Here is a 21,395-nt window from a genome sequence, read left to right as displayed (position 1 = left end):
CGCCTGAGTGGCGGGCCCAGGCGGACGCTGAGCAGCTCCGACGGTGACCGCGAGGGCCCGAATGGACTGACAGGAACAGAGTTCTCGGATGTCCGACCCTAAGGGCTGTCCTACCTTGAAGACGTGGGTCTGATCTGGTCGTTCGTAAGATCGGAGGACCCCGGGGGCGCCGGGTATGGCTGTAAAGGCTGAGCCGCTGGATGGCTTACGGGACTTGGCCGCCCGGAGCCCCGCGACGACTCGACCGCTGATTGGGAGACGCGACTCGATCGCTGCTGTAGGACAACGCCGGCGAGGTCGTCTGCGGGATCGATGTATGACGAGCTGGCGGAGGGGAACGTGCCCGAGATCTGGGCCGGGGTGGACATCGGCAAGACGCATCACCACGCCGTGGTGATCAACGCGGAGGGCGAACGGCTGCTGTCGCGCCGGATCCAGAACGACGAGGCCGAGTTGCTCGCACTGCTCGCCGACGTGCTGGCGATATCCGACGACGTGCTGTGGGCCGTCGACCTCAACCACGGTGGCGCCGCCCTGCTGATCGGCCTGCTCACCGCCCACGATCAGTCTGTCGCCTACCTCACCGGCCTGGCAGTGCACCGAGCCTCGGCCACCTACCGGGGTGAGGGAAAGACCGACGCGAAGGACGCCTTCGTCATCGCCGACCAGGCCCGTGTCCGCCGGGACCTGGGGCTGCTCAGGCCCGGGGACGAGATCGCCGTCGACTTGCGCACCCTGACCACCCGGCGCCTGGACCTCGTCTTCGACCGCACCCGCCAGATCAACCGCCTCAGGGCTCAACTGATGGAGATTTTTCCGGCCTTGGAGCGGGCGCTGGACCTGACCAACAAGGGTCCGGTCATGCTCCTGACCGGCTACCAGACTCCGGCAGCGATCCGCCGTACAGGTGCGAAACGGATTGAGACCTGGCTGAAGAACCGCAAGGTGAAAGGCGCTGCCGCACTCGCTCGCACTGCCGTGGACGCCGCCCAGGCCCAGCACACCGCGCTGCCCGGCGAGAGGCTGGCCGCCGCCATGGTGGTCCGCCTTGCGAAGGGGGTGATGGCCCTCGACGAGGAGATCGCGGAACTCGACGCTCTCATCGAGGCCCGGTTTCGCGAACATCCGCACGCCGAGGTGATATGCAGCCTTCCTGGCATGGGCGCCAGGCTCGGCGCCGAGTTCATCGCCGCCACGGGCGGGGACATGAACGCCTTCGGCAGTGCCAATCGCTTGGCCGGCTTCGCCGGCCTGGCCCCGCAGCCCCGCGACTCCGGCCGCGTCAGTGGCAACCTGCACAGACCCCGCCGCTACCACCGCGGGCTGCTGCGGGCGATGTACTTGTCTGCACTAGCAAGCCTCAAGTGCTGCCCCGCCTCCAAGGCGTACTACCAGCGAAAGCGGAGCGAGGGGAAGGGACACAAGCAGGCCCTCCTGGCCCTCGCCCGCCGACGCGTCAACGTCCTGTGGGCAATGATCCGTGACAGAGAGTGCTACCAAGTTTCACCCCCCGTCGCAGTCGCGGCTTGACATCAGCATTGGGAAGTCCCGTAACTGCTGGTCACGGTGAGCGGTAACGCCGACCGACGTCAGCCGAAGAGGAGGTCGGCCTCCTTCTCGATGCAGAGCTGCAGCACGACCACCAACTGGCGGGTGTCGTCGATGTGCCGTTGGAGGAGCGGGTCAGTGCTTCCCTCTTGACGCTGGTGGCGATCTCTTTGAGGCGGGGCAGGATCGCGGCGCACTGGATCGGCGAGAGGTCAGGGCCATCGTCGTCGGGATGATTGAGGAGTGGTGCCAGGGTGGTGGAGACGTCGCTCCAGGGGCGCCGTCCACCGAAGCCGTGCATCTCGTCCAGTGCGAACCCCTCGGCCTGCGCCAGCCACCGCCGGAACACTCCGAAGCCGGTGTAGGACCAGGACACGTCCGGGCTGCTGGTGTCGTCGTCTCCTGGGAACAGAACGAGCCCCACGTCTCCTCCTCGTTGACCGAGCACACAGGATCAGCCTGAGGAAAGGGCGACGGCAACTGAAATGATCTCGTCGTGGCTGGTGTGATCACGGCGTCGGAGCCCTCCTGGATAAGTCCGTTCACCGGGCTGAGCTCGTGTCAGGTCGGCAAGCTGATCACCGCGCTGCGGCGTGAGGGCGCGGATCCGGTGCGCAAGGGCAGGCCGTGGAGCCTGGCGCTTGAGGACCGCGTGCTGCTGGTCTCTGCGTACTGGCGCACCAACCTCACACTGCGACAACTCGCCCCGCTGTTCCGGGTGTCGAAGTCCGCAGCCGACCGCATCATCGACGACCTCGGCCCGGCGCTCGCGCTGCAGCAGCGCAAGCGGTTCCGCAGGGACACCGTACTGATTGTGGACGACACCCTGGTGCCCACCCGCGACCACACCGTCGCCGAATGCGGCCCGCCGGGGCTTCCCCATGACCGAGACACCGGGCCCTGGCCACCGATCGCTTCTGCCCCGTTCGGCCCGGCCGCGCCGCCAACTCCGACAGCGCGCCGGTTTGTCCCGCGGAGCGTTCAGCGATCACTCGCCTAATGTGACGGTGCCTTTACGTTAGGTGACCATTGATTGGCGCTGCTGCGTTCGGTGGGTGTGAGGAGTCAGTGTGGTTTCTGCGGCCGTGATCGGTGCGGGAGCACGAGTGATGGCAGAGGGTCAGGACCTTGGGGAGACGGGCTCTGGTCAGTGGCGCGAGGCGCTGACAGCGATCGCAGGGTCGGGTGACTGCGACGCAGGGGTGGCCCGGGAGGCTGTCCGGCTGTGTCGCGCGGGGCTGCTGACTGTGCGCGATATGCGGTTGATTCTGCTGGCGACGGGAGATGCCTCCGGCTGGCTGCCGGCGCGTCGAGCGGTGGTCGACTTTCTGGTCGCGGACGTGGAGTTGGCCCGGCAGGTGCTGCTCATGCACACCCAGGTTGAGGTGTGGCCGGCCCCTCGGTTCGAAGCGCCAGACAGTGCCGGATCGCCTCTGCGGGTTGCCGCGGTCGTCGGCCCTGCGGGTCTCTGCGTCCGCGGTCCTGTCCGGGAGGGCAGCACTAGCCGTGAGGCCAAGGGCCAAGCTGCGCTTGCTCTGCTAGCCCGACTCGCCGGGGTCGTGCTGCCGGATGAGCAGCAGCCCGTTTCCGAGCGTCTGGTGGTGCCGGGGATGGTGTCGGAGGTGTTCGAGCACCGTCTGCGCAGCACGGTAGACGCAGGAGGCGGGCCTGACGCTGAGTTGGCGCAGGAGATTGTGCGGCGGGCGAGCGCGGGGAGGCTTCGACACCGTGACATGTACGTGCTGCTCCTGGTCGCCCAGGGCGAACCGTGGGAGCCTGCCCGCACGGCGGCGTTGAAACGAGCGGCGGCGATGCCGCCAACACCGGCGACATTGCTGCACTGGTACGGCGAGCAGCACGGCGAAGACCACGGCTTGAGCTACGAAGAGCAGTCCGAGGCAGAGCGGGGCCACCGGGTGCGTGCTCTGCTGCGAGCGGACCGGACCTCAAGGGGGCCTGTACGTTCCGCAGGGACACGCAAAATCGCCCGGCACCTTGCTGCATGTGCCCTGCTGGCCGAGCTGACCGGCTTGCCGGAACCAGAACCACCCGTCAAGGACACGCCGGCTTCGGTTCCCGAGATCACCCTCCCTACCCAGGGCCAGGACCCGGTCAAGTACCTCAACAAGCACCACCAGAAAGAGGCGATTTCCAAACCCGAAGCAAGCGTGCGCTCGCGGGGCACGGGCGCGGAGTGCACCTACTGCTGCATCCACCAGGCGACCGGCACGAAGGTCCGCGCCACAGCGAGTGGCCCGGACAAGCCCAAGGCCCGGCGCGCCGCGGCCATGGAGCTGCTGCGCAAACTCAAGGCTCTCGACGGTACCGCGCGCACATCCGCGCCTGCCCCGGCCGGCCGAATCGACGCACGACCTGCCCCGGCAGCGGCACCTCACTCGATCCCAGCACCGGCCCCAGCGCCGGCACCCCAGCGCCCACGTTTGGAGACGCAGGGACGTGGCGCGCAGGGCCTGTTGCGCGAGGCGGTCACCGAAGGGTGCGCGGTGGCGTTCGTGCCCGCCGAAGCGGGGCGGGCGGCCGGGTGGCAGGTGGAGGACACCGGGCGGCGGGCGCTGCCGATGTCCGACCTGCCCGCGCCGGTCACCGCCCGGACCGGTCCGACAGGCACCACCGGCTGGTGGGTGCCACTCCTGGAGGGCATCCCAGCACTGAACCAGTGCGGCACCGAGGCGGACGGGTCGGCAGTGTTCTGGCACCGCGCAGCGCACGTGGCCCTGCAGCTGATCCGCGCCCAGCTGATCTACCCCGCCCTCGACGAGACCCAGCACCCGGTATGGCGCATCGGGCCCATCCCAGCGAGTGCTGACGAGGCCCTGACGAACCTCGGCGAAGCCGCCCCACCCGGTGCCGTGCCACCTGAGGTGCCGGCACGCCACATGCTCACTCTGTTCTGCGACGCGCTGGCCGATGCCCTGGTGCGGACCCCGGCTGCCGCCGTGTTCGGCGTGAACCCGTGGACGGCAGCCGACCGCGAACCGGTGGACGCCGACGTGCTGCGTTCGGTGCGTGGGTGGCTGGATGGCGTTGAAGACCTCATCGATGGCGGTCCGGCGCCGCTGCTGATCCTGCGGGTGCGGACCCCGAGTGACGAGCAGGCCGCCGCCGGCCGCATGACAGCAGACCTCCATCTGGCCCCCGCGGGCTCAGAACCCGGTACCGAAGACGAGGTGGTCGCGGGCCAGGTGTGGGCAGGCCCCGTGGGCTGGGGCGGTCAGGACGCTTCCGCGGTGCGCCGGCGGGTGCGGCGGGTCCTGCGTCGGGCAGCCCACTGGTGCCCGGCGTTGAGTGCGCTGGCCAACGAGGAGAACCCGCAACAGTGCACGTTCCACGCAGGGTCGGTCGAAGCGCTGCTGGAGCAGGAGGCAGAACTCGCCCAGGTAGGCGTGCGGGTGATGTGGCCTGAACAGCTGCGCACTGCTCTGACTACTTCCACGGTCATCGGGACGGAAGCCGGACCCGCCAAGCAAGCACGCGGGCAGAGGGCGCCGGCTGGGGAGCAGCCGCGGTTCAGCGTGACGGCACTGTTGGACTTTCGGTGGCAAGTGGCCCTGAGCGGTGCGGCGTTGACCGAGGAAGAGATGGATGCCCTCGCCGAGGCTGCCCGGCCCCTGGTGCGGGTGCGGGACCAGTGGGTGCTGGTCGATCCGATCCTGCGACGTCGAGCCCGCCATCGGCTGCTGGGGCAGTTGTCCGGGACGCAGGCGCTCACCGCGGCGCTCTCCGGCGCCGTCACTGTCGCCGACGACGTCGTACCCTGCCGCCCGGTCGGAGCACTCGCCGACATCATCGGCGTGCTGCGCCAAGGCGAGCACCACCACGACGCCGTCCCCGTCCCAGCAGAGCTGCGGGCGACGCTGCGCGGCTACCAGCAACGGGCCCTGACCTGGCTCGCCCGGACCACCGGCCTCGGGTTCGGCGCGGTCCTCGCCGACGACATGGGCCTTGGCAAGACCCTCACCGCACTCGCCTTCACCCTCCACCAGCAGCACCTCTCCCCCGGCCCCACACTCGTGGTGTGCCCGGCATCCCTGGTCACCACCTGGTGCCGCGAAGCAGCCCGATTCACTCCGCACTTGCCGGTAATCGCCTACCACGGGCCCGACCGCACTCTGGAGAACGTCACCGACACCACGATGGTGATCACCACGTACGGCCTGCTGCGCCGGGACCCGGCCCTCGCCGCCCGCCCCTGGGCACGGGTCATCGCCGACGAAGCCCAGCACGCGAAGAATCACACCTCCGCCACCGCCCGGCACCTACGTGCCGTGCCCGCTACGACCCGCGTGGCGCTGACCGGCACCCCTGTGGAGAACAACCTCTCCGAGCTGTGGGCGCTGCTGGACTGGGCTAACCCTGGGCTGTTCGGACCGCTCAAGACTTTCCGGTCGCGGTGGGCGAACGCGGCCGAGAAAGACCCGAACTCGGCCGAAGCCGTCGAGCTCGGCCGGATCATCAGCCCGTTCCTGCTCCGGCGTCGCAAGACTGATCCCGGCATCGCCCCGGAACTCCCCGACAAAATCGACCGGCCACACCTGGTGCAGCTCACCACCGAGCAGGCCGGCCTCTATGAGGCGCTCGTGCGGGAGACCCTGCAGCAGGTTGCGGCCAGCGACGGGATCAAGCGTCATGGCCTGGTGTTCAAGTTGCTGACCGCGCTGAAGCAGATCACCAACCACCCCTCCCACTACCTGCGCGAGCAGCCGCCGGCCGAGGCTGAGTCCGCGCGGTTCGGCGCGCGCTCGGCCAAGACGGCGGCCCTCACCGAACTTCTGGCGACCATCAGGGAACGTGAGGAGGCCGCGCTCATCTTCACCAGCTACGTCGCCATGGGCCACCTGCTCACCACCCACCTTGGACACCTGGGCTTCGCCCCGCTCTTTCTCCACGGCGGCACGCCCCTGCCGGAGCGGCAACGCATGGTCGACGCCTTCCAGTCCGGCCGGCACTCGGCGATGATCCTGTCCCTCAAGGCGGCCGGCACCGGCCTGACCCTCACCCGCGCCGCCCACGTCATCCACTACGACCGCAGCTGGAACGCCGCCGTGGAGGACCAGGCCACCGACCGCGCCCACCGCATCGGCCAGCACCAGACCGTCACCGTGCACCGTCTGATTACCGAGCACACCGTCGAGGACCGCATCGACGAGCTCCTCACCCGCAAGCGAGTCCTGGCCTCAGCCGTACTGACCAGCGGCGACCAGGCCCTCACCCAGCTCACCGACCGCGAACTCGCCGACCTCGTGCACTTGGGGGGCCACCGATGAGCAGCCAGCACACCACCGTCGGGTGGGCCCGCGCCTTCATCGCCGCCCTCGCCGCAGCTACCGCCGACCCCACCATCCTGGGCCAGGGGCAACGCCTGCTCGCCACCGGTGCGGTCGGGCCGCTCAACGTCAATCAGGGCTTCGCGACCAGCAAGATGCCTCTGCCCGGCGGTCGTGTCGCCCGGCCCCGCTTGGTTGTCGACGAACTCTCTGCCGAACAGTGGGATCGCATCGAGACCGCGATCGCCGCCCGGCCCGACGCGGTAGAGGTAGCCGGCACCGCCACCATCAGTGACCAGCTCGCCGATCCCACCCACACTGCCGGCATCCCGCTCATCCCCGGCCCGCAGGACATCACCCACACCTGCACCTGCACCCCCGATGCCGCCGACGCCCCGTGCGCCCACTCCGTCGCGGTCGGGTTCCTCCTCGCTGAACGCCTCCGTACCGCGCCCGCCCCGCTGTTCACTCTGCGCGGCCGAGCCCACCATCACCTGAAGAAACGCCTGCGCGACCTCCCGGCGCCGGCCGGGCTCCGGGGCGCGGCGCTTGCGGCGCCTGCCTCCCCTGCCACTGCGACGCCCGCGTCCCGACCCGCCATCCCGGCGCAGTCCACGAAGCGCGTAGTACCCCTCCCCGAGCCCGCCGACCTCGACCTGGACGGCCTACGACCGGTGTTGACCGGCCCGCTCGCCCCACCGCCGGAATCCTTGCCCGACATCCCGGCCATGGGCACACTCACCGCGGACGCCGCACACCGCGCCGGACTGTTCCTCGACGGAAACGAGTTGCCGGTCTGCCCCGACGTCGGCAGCGACCTCGCACGACTCGTCGCCCTCCCACACGGCGCACCGCTGCGGCAAGCCACCATGGACTACCTCGGACTGGACCTCGTCGGTATGGGACACCTCTCCCTCGCCTACGCCTACGGCGGCCCCGCCGGCGCCACCACCTACCTCAAGCCGCTCACCGTCGACCACGACGTCCTCGCCCGCGCCCAAGCCGCCATCCAGCCCCTGCGGCCCGCCCCCATGGCCACCGTCGAATACGAGAACAACCGGCTCACCGACCACGCCGCAGGCATCCAACTGCGGTATGGACCCGACGGCCGCTGGCACCCCTACCGCGCCCGGTACGGCCTTTGGCAGCCCGCTGACGGCCCCTCCGCCGACCCCGCCCACGCCTACCGTGCCGCACGCACCCCAGCCCGCCCATACCGCCGTACACGGTAGTAGAACACCCCACTTCACCCCGATATGCTCCACCGCACACCCGACCCTCGCCAAAGGGCCGGCTGCACCACCGCTCACTGCCAAGGGCACGTGGTGCAACGACGCGGCGGCGGCCAAGGAAGTCCTCTTCCGTCTCCGTCTGAAGCACCTGAGATCACGATCGTGTGGGCCGACTCCGCCTACGCAGGCAAGCTCGTCGACTGGGCAAAGCAGCACCTCAGCTTGACGATCAAGCCGGTCAGCCGTCCCAAGGACGCCTCCGGTTTCGTCGTGCTGCCGCGTTGATGGGTCGTCGAACGGAGTCTTGCGTGGATGATGCACGCGGGTCGGCATGCCCGGGACTACGAACGGCTCGTCCAGCACTCCGAGACGCTGATCACCTGGGTTGCCATCACCCTTATGACCAGGCGCCTGGCCCGGAAAGGCGCCACCCCCAGCTGGCCGAGGAAAGTCCCCAATGGCTACGAGCTGACATGCTCCTTCTCGTCTAGCGCTTTGTAAGCCAACTCAATATCTCGAATGTCATCAAGATGTTTCACCAAATCTGCCAATTGAAGGAGCCAGTCCCTAGCTTGCTTCGCAGATTTCTGTAGCTCTTCGCTGACATTGATTGCCGACGGAAGAAAGTCTTCGCGATACACGACCCACTCCACATCTTCAAGCGCGCACTCAATTTCGCGAAGGGCCTCAAGGAGCCCTTCCTGAACTGGCAGCCAAGATGCATCCCGAACTACTTCCACCGCATTTCCAATTCTGAAGGACTTCTCATGGGCGAGCCACGGTAGTCCCGCCTCCCTGGCGCGTGGGCGAAGCTCGGCGTCGAAGATTTTCCACTGGCTTGCCACTAGACCTGCCCATGTGCTTTCATCCATTTCTTCCGACCAGAGATCAAGAACCTCTTTGCATGATGCGCGAAACTCGGCTAGAGACGCCACAATGGTTTGGGCTGCGTCTCGCCTCCTGTCCATCTGGCGGGGCATGCCCCCGGATGGCCCTATCGAACTACTTAGTTCTAGCGCTTGATTCTCAAGATTCCTCGCCTTGTCGACGAGCGCACGCAGAGCATCCTCCGGGCTGTTGCGAATCGATGCGGTGAAGATAGAAATGACCATCCGCTGAAAGTCAGAGGCAGCGAGGCTTGCGTGTCGCTTCACGGAGCGACGCTCGATGGCCTCAGCTTGGGCGTTGCCAAGGTGACTGATGACTGTCAGAGCTACTGGGACGCCGAATAGCAATCCTGTGAAGCTAGACATCAAGTTGGTGAGAAACCCTCGATTGCTCCACCAGTTATGGCCATCCCCATAGACGCCCGCTACCCCGCAAAGGAATCCCAAGGGGATTAGTGTGTAGCAAACAATTCGGATGGGCTTTGGTGTGTCCTGCCAGAGTGCAGTGATGCGCGACATGCAACGTCTTTACCAACAGGCGTCCGTCCGGGCCGATAAGAGTGCAGCGGAGTCACCCGATGAGCCCAGCCTTCGCCTCAGCGTCTAGTTCAGAGAAACCCCATCGGATGGCGCATCCCACGGAGGTGGAAGTCCCAGGTCAGCCCACTCCTGCCGCGTGTGCTCCAGGGCCTTCCGCCCTGCTTCCGACGACTGCATGTGCTTGATCATCTGCCGCACCGTGGGATTGGCGCAGCGGTCCTTGATCGTCTGCCATGCGACTTCAGGACTATGCCCCGCCACTACGAGGCCGGCGAAGCCGAGTTGCTGGTCGTTCCGCATGCCTATGGCAACGACGCCCCATCTCGCGCAGTCACCGTTCGATATCTGAGCTGGTCAGGTGCCCTACTCGGGAATGGAAACACGCACTGAGCGGCTCCTGCACTCGCTCGCCCTGCGTGCCCGTAGCGATCTCTCCAGCCGCTGAATTATTCCCCCCACTGCACGCCCCAGGGGTACAGCACCGACCGCTGGGGTCAGCCGTCGGTCCGGAGGCCGGCGGTCATGGCTTGCCGGAGCTGAAGGCCGGTGCCGAGGATTTGCTTTCCTGGGCAGCCTTCCCTGGGCGCAGCGTCCACGGCACCGGGAAGGTGTGGGTCAGCCACTCGTTGGCGACCAGCCGCTTGACGATGAAGGCACGCAGTTCCCGCGAGCCCACGGGCCACCCCAGCCCCGAGCAGAGCTGGGTGATCGATGGGCCGTGGCCGTGTTCGGCCCGCCAGGTGGCGGCGAACTCAGCAGCGCGGGGGCCGCGGTCAGGCTGGGTGTCCTTCCACGCGCCGTACGCGGCGCGCGCCTTCGGCCTGACCTGCATCGGCAGGCTCGGCTGCATGAATGCCTGCGCCACTCGCTCCAGGGGCAGCGCGCACAGCGGGCAGTGCTCCACGGCCTCGGCATGACGGCGCAACGCCGGACTCACCCCGTCCTTCCACACCTCCCAGCGCACCCGGACGAGCACCATGCTGTCGTGCGAGCGCGGGTGCATGCCAGACAGGTGCCGTACGGGCTCATCCAGCAGATACCGGTCATCTGCCAGCTCGGCGATGAACCCCCTCGACATCAGCTCGGGCAGCGCCTGACGACAGTCCTCGGGCATTTCCTGGGGCAGTACGCCGTGGCGGTCGTTCGAGCTGTGGGCGGCCAGGAACAGCGCGGCCAGCTGCGCTGGTGGGGAGGTCTTCTTGACCGGCTTCGCGGCGAGCGTGCGGGTCGTCCATCCCGAGACCCGCGATTGTGCCGTCTTGCTGACCGGCAATTCCTGGGCCAGGTTCGGCACTGTGACGGCCACGGGGGTCTCGGCGTCAGCGTCCAGCAGGTCGCCCGTGAACTGCCAGCCCAGAGAGCTCAGGGTAGCGACAGCGTTCTCCGCGTCGGCCAGGCGCAGGGAGCCCAGGTCCTGCCCGGTGATGTTTCCGGTGCCGTTCCGTGCCGCGCGGGTGGCGATCACCGAGGCCAGGAGCTGCGCGTCGGCACCGGTCAGCGGCAGGGAAACCACGTAGTTCAGGAGACGGCGTGCGGCGTCTCCTTGTTGGGGCGTCAGCAGGAAAGGCAGCGCTGCGTTCGTGGTCGCTGGCGTGGCCGTGGCGGACGAGGGGCTGGAAGGCTTCGGCACGGGCTCTTCAACGCGAACAGGCGGCCGCGGTCACCGCTCCTACCGCCGACGGAGTGTCGCTCGCGGCACCCGGTGTGTGCCAGTTGCTGGTGGTAGTCCAACAGCGGACATCACGCGTTGTCCGCGCCGCAGTGCCGTAGGAGATACACGGTGCTGGGTCACGGCGTAGCGGTTTGCCCTGGCGCCTCATGTTCAAGGATCGGGCGGCGGGATGCTCCCGAGGAACTGCTCTCCGCCTACCCGTCCGGCTGCTGGAATGCGGGTATGCACGGTCCATGGCATCAAAATTCCGCACGAAGGACGGCGGCGAAGTCCGCGTCGGAGACAAGGTGTGGGCCCAGGTCTGGCAGGAGAGCGACAACAACCCCTGGCTCATCACCCAGCACCCGCTCGACAAGACCCACCTCATCCTCCAGGAGATCGGCGGCACCGAGGAACGCGTCCACCACCCGGACGACCTCGCCCTCTACTACTACGCCAACCGGCAACCGCCCAGCGGCGGATGAGGTGGGCCTCCCCTCAACCGAGCGCCGCAAGCCTCGAACGCAGAAACATCCGCGTCAGCGGTTGACCCGAGCGGCCCGTCAGTGGAAGCCCAGCATTCCGGGTGAATCGATGTCCACGGTGACCACACCAGGCGGGTAGGCGTCCTCGGCGCCGGTGAGCAGGATCGACATCCCTGTGAACTCTGGGCGCGGCAGCGCGCAGTACAGGGCATGGCAGGTGTCCGGGCCGCCGTAGCCGTCGCGGATCATGGTGCCGACGCTGACGGCGGCCATCGTGTCCAGACTGTCGACGATCACAGCGGAGAAGGCGAGAACACGCTGAGAGAGCTTCTCTTCAGCAGCTTCGGCCTGCATCAGGCACAAGGCAGGGATGCTGAGCCGTTCGCCGGGTGTCTTGGCCATGTTGCCGGCCAGGAGGCTCAGTGCTTTGTGGCCACCGGCGAGCGCTCGGACGGCCGTCGTGTCGAGGATGATCACGCTGCGGAGCCCCTGGCGGCCCGGGCTTTCTCCGCAGCGATCTTGTAGAGGTTGGCAAGCACGTCGGGAGCCTGCTCGAACTCCTCGTCGCGGATGTTCACGCCGATCATGCGGCGTACGACCTCCCGGTCGGCGGCAAGCCGCTCAGCCCGCTGCGCCGCGGTCGGCTGCTCGGCGGCGAGCGCTTCGACCAGCTGCCCGATGCTCACGCCGCGCTCCTTCGCGAGCTCGGCGAGGTGATCACGGGTCTCGCGCGGCACCTGAATCGTCGTGGAAGCCATAGCATCACTATAGTCCCGCTAGTGCGCTGTCCCTCCGTTCACCTCCCTGCAGGTTCGGGCTGACAGTCAGCACCACCCATCCCACCGCGGCGTCGTTGGACCGGTATGACGATCACCGCGATGGCCAACGCGCTGGAGCGGGACGCCCGCGCTCTCCTCGCCGAGTACGAAGACGGCACCTGGCGACCGACAGCCGGCGAGCTCCTGCTCGCCGAGGGACTGGCCCGCTCCCCATGGGACGCGACGACCTTCCGCACCGCGCTGCGCGAGCCACCGGACAGCGCCAGGGGCGGCCGTCTGGCCGATGTACTCGATCCGGCAAGGGCCGTCCTGGACGCTGGCGACCCGCCCGGAGCCCGGCCGGCCTTCCTCGCGCTCCGCCAGTTGGTGGACGCCGTGGCTGCCGGACAGGGATGCCCCGAGTAGCCAGCAGGAGGGCATCACATGGAGCCGCCTCTCCGCGGACGGCACACCAGGGTGTCGCGTGCAAGGTCACCGGCGATGCCAGGGGCAGCGCCGGGCAGGGACCAAGGTGTCACCCCCTCCAGAAGGGCATACCGCGGCACGTGGGGGCGGTCCTGCTGATCTGGCAAAGCATCGCTCCTATGCATCGGGTTGCGTGCCGTCTTTGGGCACGGATCGTTCACCGGGTTGTCGATCGAGCGGGTCCGCGGTTGTGTTTCCGGCCCGGCCTTAAAGGGATAGGGACATGAGCGACTTCTACGACCGAGCTGGAGCCGTCTTTGGGTTTAGCTCTGGGCGGGTGGCTTGGCCTTATGGGCTGGGTGCCCCGTCAGCGGCGCTGCGCCGTTCGGATCCGGAGCTCTACGAGCAACGGCTTACTGGGCAGCGGGAGAAGCAGGAGATCGTCCTTGAATGGGCCGAGCGGTACGGCCTGAAGAAGAGCGAGTCTGGTTGCTGCCCGCGTTGGCTGACGAAGAAGGTCAGTCGGCAATGCCGGTGGGAATCGGGCGAGTGCACCCACTACGGGCAGGCGGGTGAGGACCGCAACTGGCTGGACCACATGGTCTCGTGGGTCAAGGAGGGGCGGCCCGCTGTCCTTACCAGCGCGCCGTACTCCGTCTCTGCTGAGGATGAAGCACGCCTGGACTGGTGGATGGGTGCGGACCAGCGGCTGCGTGTGGCGCGTGGCGCGGGCTGGTACGGATTTTGGACTACTCAGGTCATCATGTGGCGCGCTGATCGGCTTTCGGACGTGGTCCCGGCGCACGCACTAGCTGGGAGAGGGGCCCAGCGAGTCCCATGGTGAGGGCTGGGCCGGCACGGCGGCCGGGGAGGAAGCGGTCGACGTGGCGTGCTGCGGGTAGTTGTTGATCCAGGACAGGCCGCCCAGGTCAAGGCGCTGACGGGCGCGGGTGACCGCGACGTAGGCCAAGCGTGCCTCGTCGAGGTTGATGTCGGGCAGAGGGGCCCCTTCGTCCGACTCGGTGGTTGCCGGCCCGTTGCTGGGTCTGGGTTCGAAGTCGCTGGCGATGCGTACGGTGGGCCATTCCCGGCCCTTGGACTTGTGGGCGGTGGAGATCACTACCTGGGCGTCGTGCTCGGGGTGCAGGGAGCGCACCGCTGTAAGGATCACGTCGACGCCGTGCGCCTCGATGATTTCGACCAGGGGCAGCAGGTCGGTCCCGGACGGGTCGTAGGTGGCGTACTCGTGCAGCTCTTCCCAGGAGGTGAAGAGCACCAGTTCCGGGTGGCTGGTGCGGCGTCCGGCCTTGAGTTGGCCAGCGGCGCGGGCGAGCTTTTCCAACGCCTCGCCGCCGCCCACCATGGCAACCCGCTTGTTGTCGGATAGCAGGGCAAGTACCTCGCGGATGGCGCCGGCGTTGGAGCGGCACAGGACTGCGTCGGGAGCCTCAACCGGTCCGATGGTGGTGTCGAGCGAGGGGGTGCCTTGCAGCCGCAGGGGTGAGTCGAGGATGGAAAGCCAGCGGTTGGCCTCCTCGGCCAGGGCCGGGCCGAAGCGGAAAGACTGGGTCAGGTGCAGCTGCAGCCCGTTGAAATCGGTCATGACGTCCCGGGCTCCCCGCCACCCATAGATGGCCTGTGCAGAATCCCCCACCATGATCAGCTGTGCGTGGGAGCGCTGGGCGGTGAAGACTTCCTCCAGAACCGGGTTGGTGTCCTGGGCTTCGTCCAGGAGAAGGAAGTCGACCGGGATGGTTGGCTTGGTCAACGCCCAGATCTTCAAAAAGTGGTCAGGCTCGAAGCGCACGACGCCGCGCTCGGGGTTTTGCAGGTCCTCCCAGGCTCGCCGTGCGTACGGCAGGACGATCCGCGCAAGGTCGGGCCGGAACTCGTCTGGAAGGCCCTTCAGCTGCGGCAGGTGCCGGCCCAGCAATTCCGTGTCGGCGGAGTGGCAGAACCGCCTGACCGTCTCCAGGACGGCGTAGGAGAGCGTCTTGTGCGTGATGAGCCGCTGGCCGAGGTGCAGCTGCATCCTGGGCGTGATGCCGAGGCGTTCCCCGATCTTCCAGCCCGGCTCGCGCGGTGCGTTGAGACGTGCGCGATACCGGTGGCCTCCCTGGCGCATGGCCAGCTTGTGACCGGTGAGACAGGGCACGTGGGGAGGGAACTTGGCAGAGGCGTCGTCCACGACGGCCCGGTTGTAGGCCAGGTAGATGCCGCGCCGCAGGTCGGATCGGGCGAGCATGGTCAAGGTCGTGGTCTTCCCGGTGCCTGCACCCGCTTGAAGTGCCAGGTGGTCTCCGGACCGCTTGGCTTCGACTACACGCTCCTGCTCTGGCGTTGGCCTGGGCCCCTTGGCCGCCGCATTGGCCGGTGGCGTCGTGGGCCCCCTGGGGGGCTGCCTATGGTGGCCAGCCCGGGCAGTTGGCTGGGGCTGGGCACGAGGCGGCGGTGGGGGTGGTGGTTTCTCCGGCGCGCTCAGACGGTCCAGCCACTCACGGGCGATGACGACCGCCTGGTCCACGACTTCCGAAGGTGCACCCATACGGCTCTCCACCCCCAACTGCCGGTTCAGCCGTGCATTGACTTCGGCCCAGCCCAGCCCTGATCTGACCTTGAGCCAGGTCAGCAGCTGCCTCAGCTCCTGCTGGGGTGAAGGTGGAGGGGTCGGCGCCGGCGGCGGCGGCGTAGCGGGCGCGAACAGAGCCATCTGGTCATCCTGCGGCTGCGGTCCACGCCGGCGTGAAGAGGACTTGGCCATTGCACTCTCGGATCTCACAACCAGCGACAACACGAAGAGTAGCGCCCAATCACTGAATGCTATCGCTTGTGGGATTGATCCACCGCTGGTGGGTGCGTTGACGGCGTTCGTTCGTACGCTCGCACTTCCGGCACTTCCACCCGTCCGCCACTGGCGCCTCGCTGCCGTTGCCGCAGCCCGGTGTCGCGCAGTCGGTGTGCTTGGGCCCCAGAGCGAGTCCGGCGAACCTGGAGTTCGGAACCTCGATCGGCCCGGCGCTGGCCGGCCGTTGCCGCAGAATGAAGGCGTCATGGCGCAGCGGGTCGAAGTGGACCCATTGAGGCGGCACGGCGTCGGGGGCCGAGTTCTCTCCCGGGGCGTGGTGAGTGCAGCGTTGCCGCATCCACCGGCTGATGTCTTGGGAGTACAGCGTGTGCAAGGCGTAGACCCACATGGTCGCCCCGGCCCACAGCACTTCCTGACCGGCCCGACCTGGCGCATAGGGGATTTCGATCTCGGTCCACTTGCCCTCATCGCCCGACACCGTCTGGGTGCACCGCTTGCCGGAACGCCGGGCGCGCGCCACGCACTGAAGATGGTCGATCTCCCCAGGAGCCAGCCACAGCAAGCTGCCGTAGGCGATCACGTGCCGCATTCCTTCGATCGGCTCTACGAACTGCTCGGCGACTTCCGATTCCCCAGAGGGGGGAGGCACCGGGACGAACAGGCCGGCCTCGATCCGCCTCTCCATGTGCTTGCGGAAGATTGCCCGAGCTTGAGCCAGATCGATGGTGTCGTCGTCATGCTCGACCGCGGGGCAGAAGGCCGGGTGCGGGACGTAGCATTTCATCTCTCCTCCATCCCCGGGCCAGGCCGCTCCACTGAGGATGTGCCAGCGCATTCGGTGGGGGATGGGTGCGGAGGGGAGTTGCTTGGGGACCATGGGGATACGGCCGTGGTCGTACCGGTCGAAGTACTCCATCAAAAGCCCGCAGTAACGGCACCTCGTCAGTTCGTCCCGCCGCAGAGTCATTGACCGGTTGGACTTGTGCAGCCACATGGTCCGGGTGGCGCTGAAGCCGGACTGTCCATCGTCCTTCGGTGAACCGTCCCAATTGAAACGTTCAGACATGTGGCTCTTGTACGCATAAGAACCGATTTGGTATTCCATTCGACTGATAGAGGGCGAGTCCTCCCACCCTGATCAGTTGCGCCCTCCGCGGGCCAGAGTGCTGGGCGGGCCTGTCCGGCGGAGGCTGGAGAGACGGGTGCGACCGCGTCTCCGCTCTCGGCGCCCTGGAGCAGAGCGTCCAAGCCGCGCTCCGCTGCCTCCAGTAAGCCTTCGCAGAGGGCCGTTCGCCCGATCCCCCGCCAACGGCCCTGTCTCTGTAGGAGATTGGGCACACGGGGTACCGCAAGCCAGGGCGGCCTTGGCCCACGCTCGTCATCTACTACCGCTGTGAGAGCGGCCAGCTCCTTGCCGCCTCACCGTTCCGCCACACGAAATGGAACGTGACCGAGGTGACGGCGCCCAGGAGCGTGGACGGCCTCGAAACGTACTCAATTCAAAGCGCTGCACGCGGGCGAAGGCTTCCGGGTCGACGTTCCGGAGCCGCCCTGCCCCTCGGGGCAGCTCGTGCTCACCCGCAACAAGAACAGAGGACTGCTGGTCGAAGAATCACGCTCGCCGGGGCAGCCAGCCGCTGCGCCGACCTAATCCGGGACGCGTTCAGCCGTCACGAGAAGACCACCGAACGGAAGCCGGCCGCCGCCGCCCGGGCACGTGCCACTGAGCGCAAGAAGCTCGCGGAGTGCGCGCGGGCCAATCTGCGGAAGGTCGATGACCGGGACCGGTCGGTGAGTCTGCGGACGGTTTCGGGAGGACTGCCCACCCTCGGCCGCCGCTCCCGCTAACTGCCCCGCGCTCGTACAGCCCGCTTCCCAACGGTGGCAGGCCGCTTCGCATTCAGGACGCAGCCGTGCACCACCCGAGAGCAACGTGACGGAGCCGCCTCAGTGATCCGCCCCTTAGAAGCTGATCCGTTCCTAAGCACGCCTCACCGGTGTGGGACGGCAGGGAAGTCACAGGGCGCCGTTAAGTTGCCGCTATGAGGCAATTCTCCCCGAGACGCAGTCCGTATCGCCATGAGACACGAACGGTGTCTTGCCCTCGTTGCGGCGCTGGACCAGGCAGTTGGTGCATCGAAGACGATGGGCGTGCGCGAGGAGTGAACCACCAAGGTCGGGTTAGGGCGTTTCTCGATGCGCGCGAGCTGACGGACCCCAGCCCAGCAGGCGGGTCTACGCATCACCCTCCTCGTGACGATGTCCGTGCTGTCTCATGTCCACGCTGCTTGGTCAGCCCATTCCAGCCGTGCACCGGATCTCGTGGCCAATCGCGCGAGTCCAATCACTACGAGCGGGTGGTGGCCTTCACGGGTGTCTGAGGGGTGGTCGAGATCTTCACTCCGCCGCAGTAAAACGGCCGGCCTGACCGTGCCGGTGCGCCGTTTCGGCTGCTCCTTGCGGGTGGCACCGTTCTTCTTCGCCGGCTCCCCGGCCATGACCAGGGCTTGGCGCGCGAGGTCGACCCCTCAGCTCGTCACTCACGTGATCACCGCCCCGGCGAGCTTGCTGTCCAGCGGGCGGCCGGCTCGGTCAGCCGAGCCAGCCACGGTGCGGGCGCGACGTGCTCGGTGCGGACCGCGCGCAGCTGCTCCAACCGCACCGCCAGGAGGTATTCGGCAGTGCGCTCTCGGGCGACGTTGGCGGCCTTCATCGCGGCCGCCACGGCGTCCGCGCCGTTCGGGTTGTGCTTGTACCAACGGCGATTCTGCTCCGCCTTGTACGCCCGGCGGGCTTCCGCGTCGGCTTCCGAGGTGCGGCCCAGCCGTCCCAGGGCGCTGCTGCGGTACTCCGGCAGGGCCTGCTGCACGACCTGGAGGGCGGTGAACGCGAGCGCGGACGCCGCCGCGACCGGGTTCGTCTCCACCTCGCCCGGCTCCATCAGCTCGACGAACTTCTCAAGGGCGGCGTCGATGTCGGCTTCCAGCGTCGCGCGGACGTGGGCGGTGACGGCGGCGACGTCGCTCGGGTCGGTCAGGTCGGCCGCCCAGGTGGCCGCGACGATGCCCGCCTCCGTGATCGCCGCCTCGGTCCGGCGCCGGTAGCCGCACGCCTCGCACAGCCCAGCCGACCGCTGCTGCCCGCAGTCCTCGCATGGCAGGGCCTGGCGGACTGCGTCGGCGGCGGCCGCGGCCTCGCGGTCGCGTTCTGCCTGCTCCCGGGCAGCCGCACGGGCCGCATCACGGCGGGCCTGCTCCGCTGCCGCCTGCTCGCGCCGCCGCACGAACTCCTCAGCCTCGATGGCAGCCTGCTCGCGCAACCGGGCCTCAAGGACCTGGTGGCGAACGCCGGCACCAAGGTCGGGTAGCTCCCGGTCGATCTCCGCCGCGAACCGGGCGCGGCGGGCCCTGCGCAGGTGGATGACGTTGCCACAGTTCTCGCACTCGCCGCCGGTGTCCAGCCGGATTCCGTCGTCGCACCGCCGGTCCGAGCAGGCCGGCCGCTGCACCAACCCCTTCCAGATCAGCCAGGGGTACGGCTTGACGACCAGAGCCTCACCGCCGGTCTCCTCCAGCCGTTGGGTAAGCCGGCCAGCCAGCAGCCAGGGACCGGCCTCCTGCTGTGCCAGCAAGCCCTCCAGTCGCTTCAGTTCCACCTTCGCGGCAGCCTCCACCTGGTTCTGCTGCCAGCCCGACAACTGCTCCCACAGCCCGGCGACTGGCGCCAGCGCCACCCGCAGACCAAGATCAGCAGGAAGCCCCGCCTTCCGCCGCTGCTGCGCCTTTCCACTCGCCACGGCCTTCGGCCGGCCACCGGCCCCAGCCTCGGCAGCACCTTGGCCAACCTGCTTATCGACTGGGGACTCCTTCAGCTTTTCCCCGCGAAGCGGGCCGCCCTGCGCCACCGGCCGCGCTGACTTGGCAACGGTGCTCTCGCTGTCGACAGCCTGGTCCTCGCGCACGCACACGCGCTCCGGCCGACGGCCTTCACCCCCACGGCCTTCGCCGGAAAAACCACAAGAAAGCTGCGGAAGAACTACGGGAGTAACCACAGAAGCGTGGTCTGCGTGGAGCTCTGCACCATCGGGACGCTCCTGATCCCCCGCACTATCGGCACCCTCAGCACCGCAGACCCCAGATGCAACAAGGGCACCGGCAGCGCCAGCCGAAGCATGATCTCCGACTGCACCATCAGGACGCTGCGAAAACACAGCCTCCGAGCACTGAACGGCCTCCACAGGGGCCAGGACGCGGCCGTACGCGCGGGCGACCGGCAGCAGCATGACCCGGCCCCGGCCGTTCATTCGCGTCGCCGTCGCCTTGCGGTGCCGCGCCACGACACCGGCCTCCGCCAACCTGGCCAGCACCTTCCGGGCCCCGGACGGCGAACAGCCCAGCAGCCGGGCCAGCGTCGCCGCCCCGCGCCCCTCCCGCGCCTTCACCGAGCCGCCGCGCAGCTGCAGCCAGCCCGACGCCCGGGTGTTCAGCACCATCAGCAGCAGCCCGAGCCGGTCGGTCGCCGCTCCCTTACCCGTGCGGCCGGCCAGCAGCCCGGCCGGGATCGGCTCCCGGTCCTTCGGCCTCCAGCCCGGCCCGAACAGCGCCTCGATCAGCCGCAGAAGCGTCGCCAGCTCCGCCTTCGACAGCGCCAGCGGGTGCGCGGCCCCGCCGCTCATGCGGGCCCTCCACAGCGGCATGACCAGGCAGTCCAGCCCGGTCGGGTGCCCCGTCGCGTCCGTCACCACCCTCGTGCGCAGCGCACCCGAGCCACGCAGCGCGGGCAGCACCCGATGGTGGATCGTCGACTCCTTCACGCCTAGCCACCGACCGAGCTCCGCGCCCCAGATCGACGACTGGTTGTCGGCCCCGCGGCCCTGCGGCGCCCGCGACTTCGCGTACAGCACCACCGCCGCCAGCTTCGCCGCGTCCTTCAACCCGGAAACCGTCGGGTCCGCCAGCAGCGCCAGCACCGCAGCGCGCAGCCGCAGCCGCATCCCCCGTCCCAGCCGCAGCGCACCGTCCAGACCGCCGTCACCCAGCTGCCCCCCGCTGGGCACCGACTGCAGTCGTTTTCGCTGCCTGGGAAGTACCGGGGTGTCGTCTACGGAGTTGTTGATGAACTCAGGCAGCATCGCGGCCGGCGCCGCCAGGCCGCTCACCGGGCCCCCAGCCGTGACGTGGCGGGCGAGGTCGTGGCGTGAAGAGGTGTCATGCCGCCGACAGCATCATCAAAACCGGACAGGCCCAGTTGAGCAGGGACGACGTACGTGATCACGTACAGAGAAGGGACGACCGGACGGCCAAATGTGACCCTGAAAAAGATCGCCCGAGCAGGCAAGGCAGCAGGAAGAGCGGCAATCGCCGCTTGGGGGGAAGGCATGCCCCACCCTCGAACGGCTCGCCTGTGGATAGAGGCCGCTGGTGTCGTCCCTCCCGTCAGCTGGGCAACCAACCGCGATGCCTGTCCCGCAGGACGGGATACGCCCCCGGAGCGAGCACACCACGACAGTGAGAATCCGCCATGACCCATGGCGAAAACCGACCGCGGTGACGAGATAGAACCCCCAATCTTCGCCAATCGGGCATGGGTGGGCTGGCAATAGCTGCAGGCGTGATGCAAAATGACGACGACCTTCCACTGTGGGAGGGCATAACGAAGTCCCTCGGGACTTCGGGTTCGTGGTGAACCGAGATCGAACTGCTCGAAGCCGGCTGGCACCGGGTCGAGCAACCCCTCCGGGAGGGCCCTGGCAGGCCAGACCGGAGATCAGCTGGGAC

The 21,395-nt window shown here is 68.1% G+C and carries 13 protein-coding genes and 2 pseudogenes; 7 read left to right on the top strand and 8 right to left on the bottom strand.

What is annotated here, in order from left to right:
• Positions 1-312: 312 nt before the first annotated feature.
• Positions 313-1,530, top strand: a complete 1,218-nt coding sequence (locus AB0G35_RS24260; RefSeq protein WP_360953160.1) for an IS110 family transposase — start codon at positions 313-315, stop codon at positions 1,528-1,530.
• A gap of 31 nt (positions 1,531-1,561) precedes the next feature.
• Here AB0G35_RS24260 and AB0G35_RS24255 read toward each other — a convergent pair whose 3' ends face one another.
• Positions 1,562-1,972, bottom strand: a complete 411-nt coding sequence (locus AB0G35_RS24255) for a hypothetical protein (protein WP_360953157.1) — start codon at positions 1,970-1,972, stop codon at positions 1,562-1,564.
• A 72-nt stretch (positions 1,973-2,044) separates the two neighbouring features.
• Between AB0G35_RS24255 and AB0G35_RS24250 the strand changes: the two are divergent.
• The 4 genes and pseudogenes from AB0G35_RS24250 to AB0G35_RS24235 form a co-directional block, all read left to right on the top strand.
• Positions 2,045-2,407 (top strand): annotated as a pseudogene (locus AB0G35_RS24250) (transposase family protein); the annotation flags it as partial.
• Positions 2,408-2,657: 250 nt separating this feature from the next.
• Complete coding sequence (locus AB0G35_RS24245; RefSeq protein ID WP_360953154.1) at positions 2,658-6,833, top strand: DEAD/DEAH box helicase; 4,176 nt, start codon at positions 2,658-2,660, stop codon at positions 6,831-6,833.
• Positions 6,830-8,065 (top strand): hypothetical protein, encoded by a 1,236-nt coding sequence (locus AB0G35_RS24240; protein ID WP_360953151.1) that lies wholly within the window; start codon positions 6,830-6,832, stop codon positions 8,063-8,065. Before AB0G35_RS24245 ends, AB0G35_RS24240 begins: the two co-directional genes overlap by 4 nt.
• Before the next feature lie 97 nt (positions 8,066-8,162).
• Positions 8,163-8,479, top strand: a pseudogene (locus AB0G35_RS24235) (transposase); the annotation flags it as partial.
• A gap of 47 nt (positions 8,480-8,526) precedes the next feature.
• Here AB0G35_RS24235 and AB0G35_RS24230 read toward each other — a convergent pair.
• Both AB0G35_RS24230 and AB0G35_RS24225 read right to left on the bottom strand, forming a co-directional pair.
• Positions 8,527-9,471: a hypothetical protein gene (locus tag AB0G35_RS24230; protein WP_360953149.1), complete on the bottom strand. Its 945-nt coding sequence runs from the start codon at positions 9,469-9,471 to the stop codon at positions 8,527-8,529.
• 541 nt (positions 9,472-10,012) lie between these two features.
• Positions 10,013-11,005, bottom strand: a complete 993-nt coding sequence (locus AB0G35_RS24225) for a hypothetical protein (protein ID WP_360953147.1) — start codon at positions 11,003-11,005, stop codon at positions 10,013-10,015.
• A 392-nt stretch (positions 11,006-11,397) separates the two neighbouring features.
• Between AB0G35_RS24225 and AB0G35_RS24220 the strand changes: the two genes are divergently transcribed.
• The gene (locus AB0G35_RS24220) at positions 11,398-11,628 is read left to right on the top strand and encodes a hypothetical protein (protein ID WP_360953145.1); all 231 of its coding nucleotides are present in this window, start codon (positions 11,398-11,400) and stop codon (positions 11,626-11,628) included.
• A 78-nt stretch (positions 11,629-11,706) separates the two neighbouring features.
• Here the strand turns inward: AB0G35_RS24220 and AB0G35_RS24215 are convergent, their stop codons facing one another.
• The gene (locus AB0G35_RS24215; protein ID WP_360953143.1) at positions 11,707-12,105 is read right to left on the bottom strand and encodes a hypothetical protein; all 399 of its coding nucleotides are present in this window, start codon (positions 12,103-12,105) and stop codon (positions 11,707-11,709) included.
• The gene (locus AB0G35_RS24210; protein ID WP_360953141.1) at positions 12,102-12,386 is read right to left on the bottom strand and encodes a hypothetical protein; all 285 of its coding nucleotides are present in this window, start codon (positions 12,384-12,386) and stop codon (positions 12,102-12,104) included. The genes AB0G35_RS24215 and AB0G35_RS24210 overlap by 4 nt, the downstream gene beginning before the upstream one ends.
• Before the next feature lie 105 nt (positions 12,387-12,491).
• Here AB0G35_RS24210 and AB0G35_RS24205 point away from each other — a divergent pair, with 105 nt between their 5' ends.
• The gene (locus tag AB0G35_RS24205; RefSeq protein WP_360953139.1) at positions 12,492-12,812 is read left to right on the top strand and encodes a hypothetical protein; all 321 of its coding nucleotides are present in this window, start codon (positions 12,492-12,494) and stop codon (positions 12,810-12,812) included.
• A gap of 808 nt (positions 12,813-13,620) precedes the next feature.
• On the opposite strand, the gene AB0G35_RS24200 is transcribed toward AB0G35_RS24205, so the two are convergent.
• The 3 genes from AB0G35_RS24200 to AB0G35_RS24190 all read right to left on the bottom strand — a co-directional run bounded on the left by AB0G35_RS24200 (position 13,621) and on the right by AB0G35_RS24190 (position 20,776).
• The gene (locus AB0G35_RS24200) at positions 13,621-15,357 is read right to left on the bottom strand and encodes a UvrD-helicase domain-containing protein (protein ID WP_360953244.1); all 1,737 of its coding nucleotides are present in this window, start codon (positions 15,355-15,357) and stop codon (positions 13,621-13,623) included.
• A 265-nt stretch (positions 15,358-15,622) separates the two neighbouring features.
• The gene (locus AB0G35_RS24195) at positions 15,623-16,684 is read right to left on the bottom strand and encodes a DUF6083 domain-containing protein (protein ID WP_360953136.1); all 1,062 of its coding nucleotides are present in this window, start codon (positions 16,682-16,684) and stop codon (positions 15,623-15,625) included.
• A gap of 1,482 nt (positions 16,685-18,166) precedes the next feature.
• On the bottom strand, positions 18,167-20,776 hold the full coding sequence (locus tag AB0G35_RS24190) for a hypothetical protein (RefSeq protein WP_360953133.1): 2,610 nt from the start codon (positions 20,774-20,776) through the stop codon (positions 18,167-18,169).
• Positions 20,777-21,395: the final 619 nt, after the last annotated feature.

This window comes from Streptomyces sp. NPDC021749 (assembly GCF_040640655.1).
Classification (GTDB): domain Bacteria; phylum Actinomycetota; class Actinomycetes; order Streptomycetales; family Streptomycetaceae; genus Streptomyces.
Note: the sequence above shows the minus strand (reverse complement) of the source record. Positions and strands in the feature narration are given on the sequence as shown.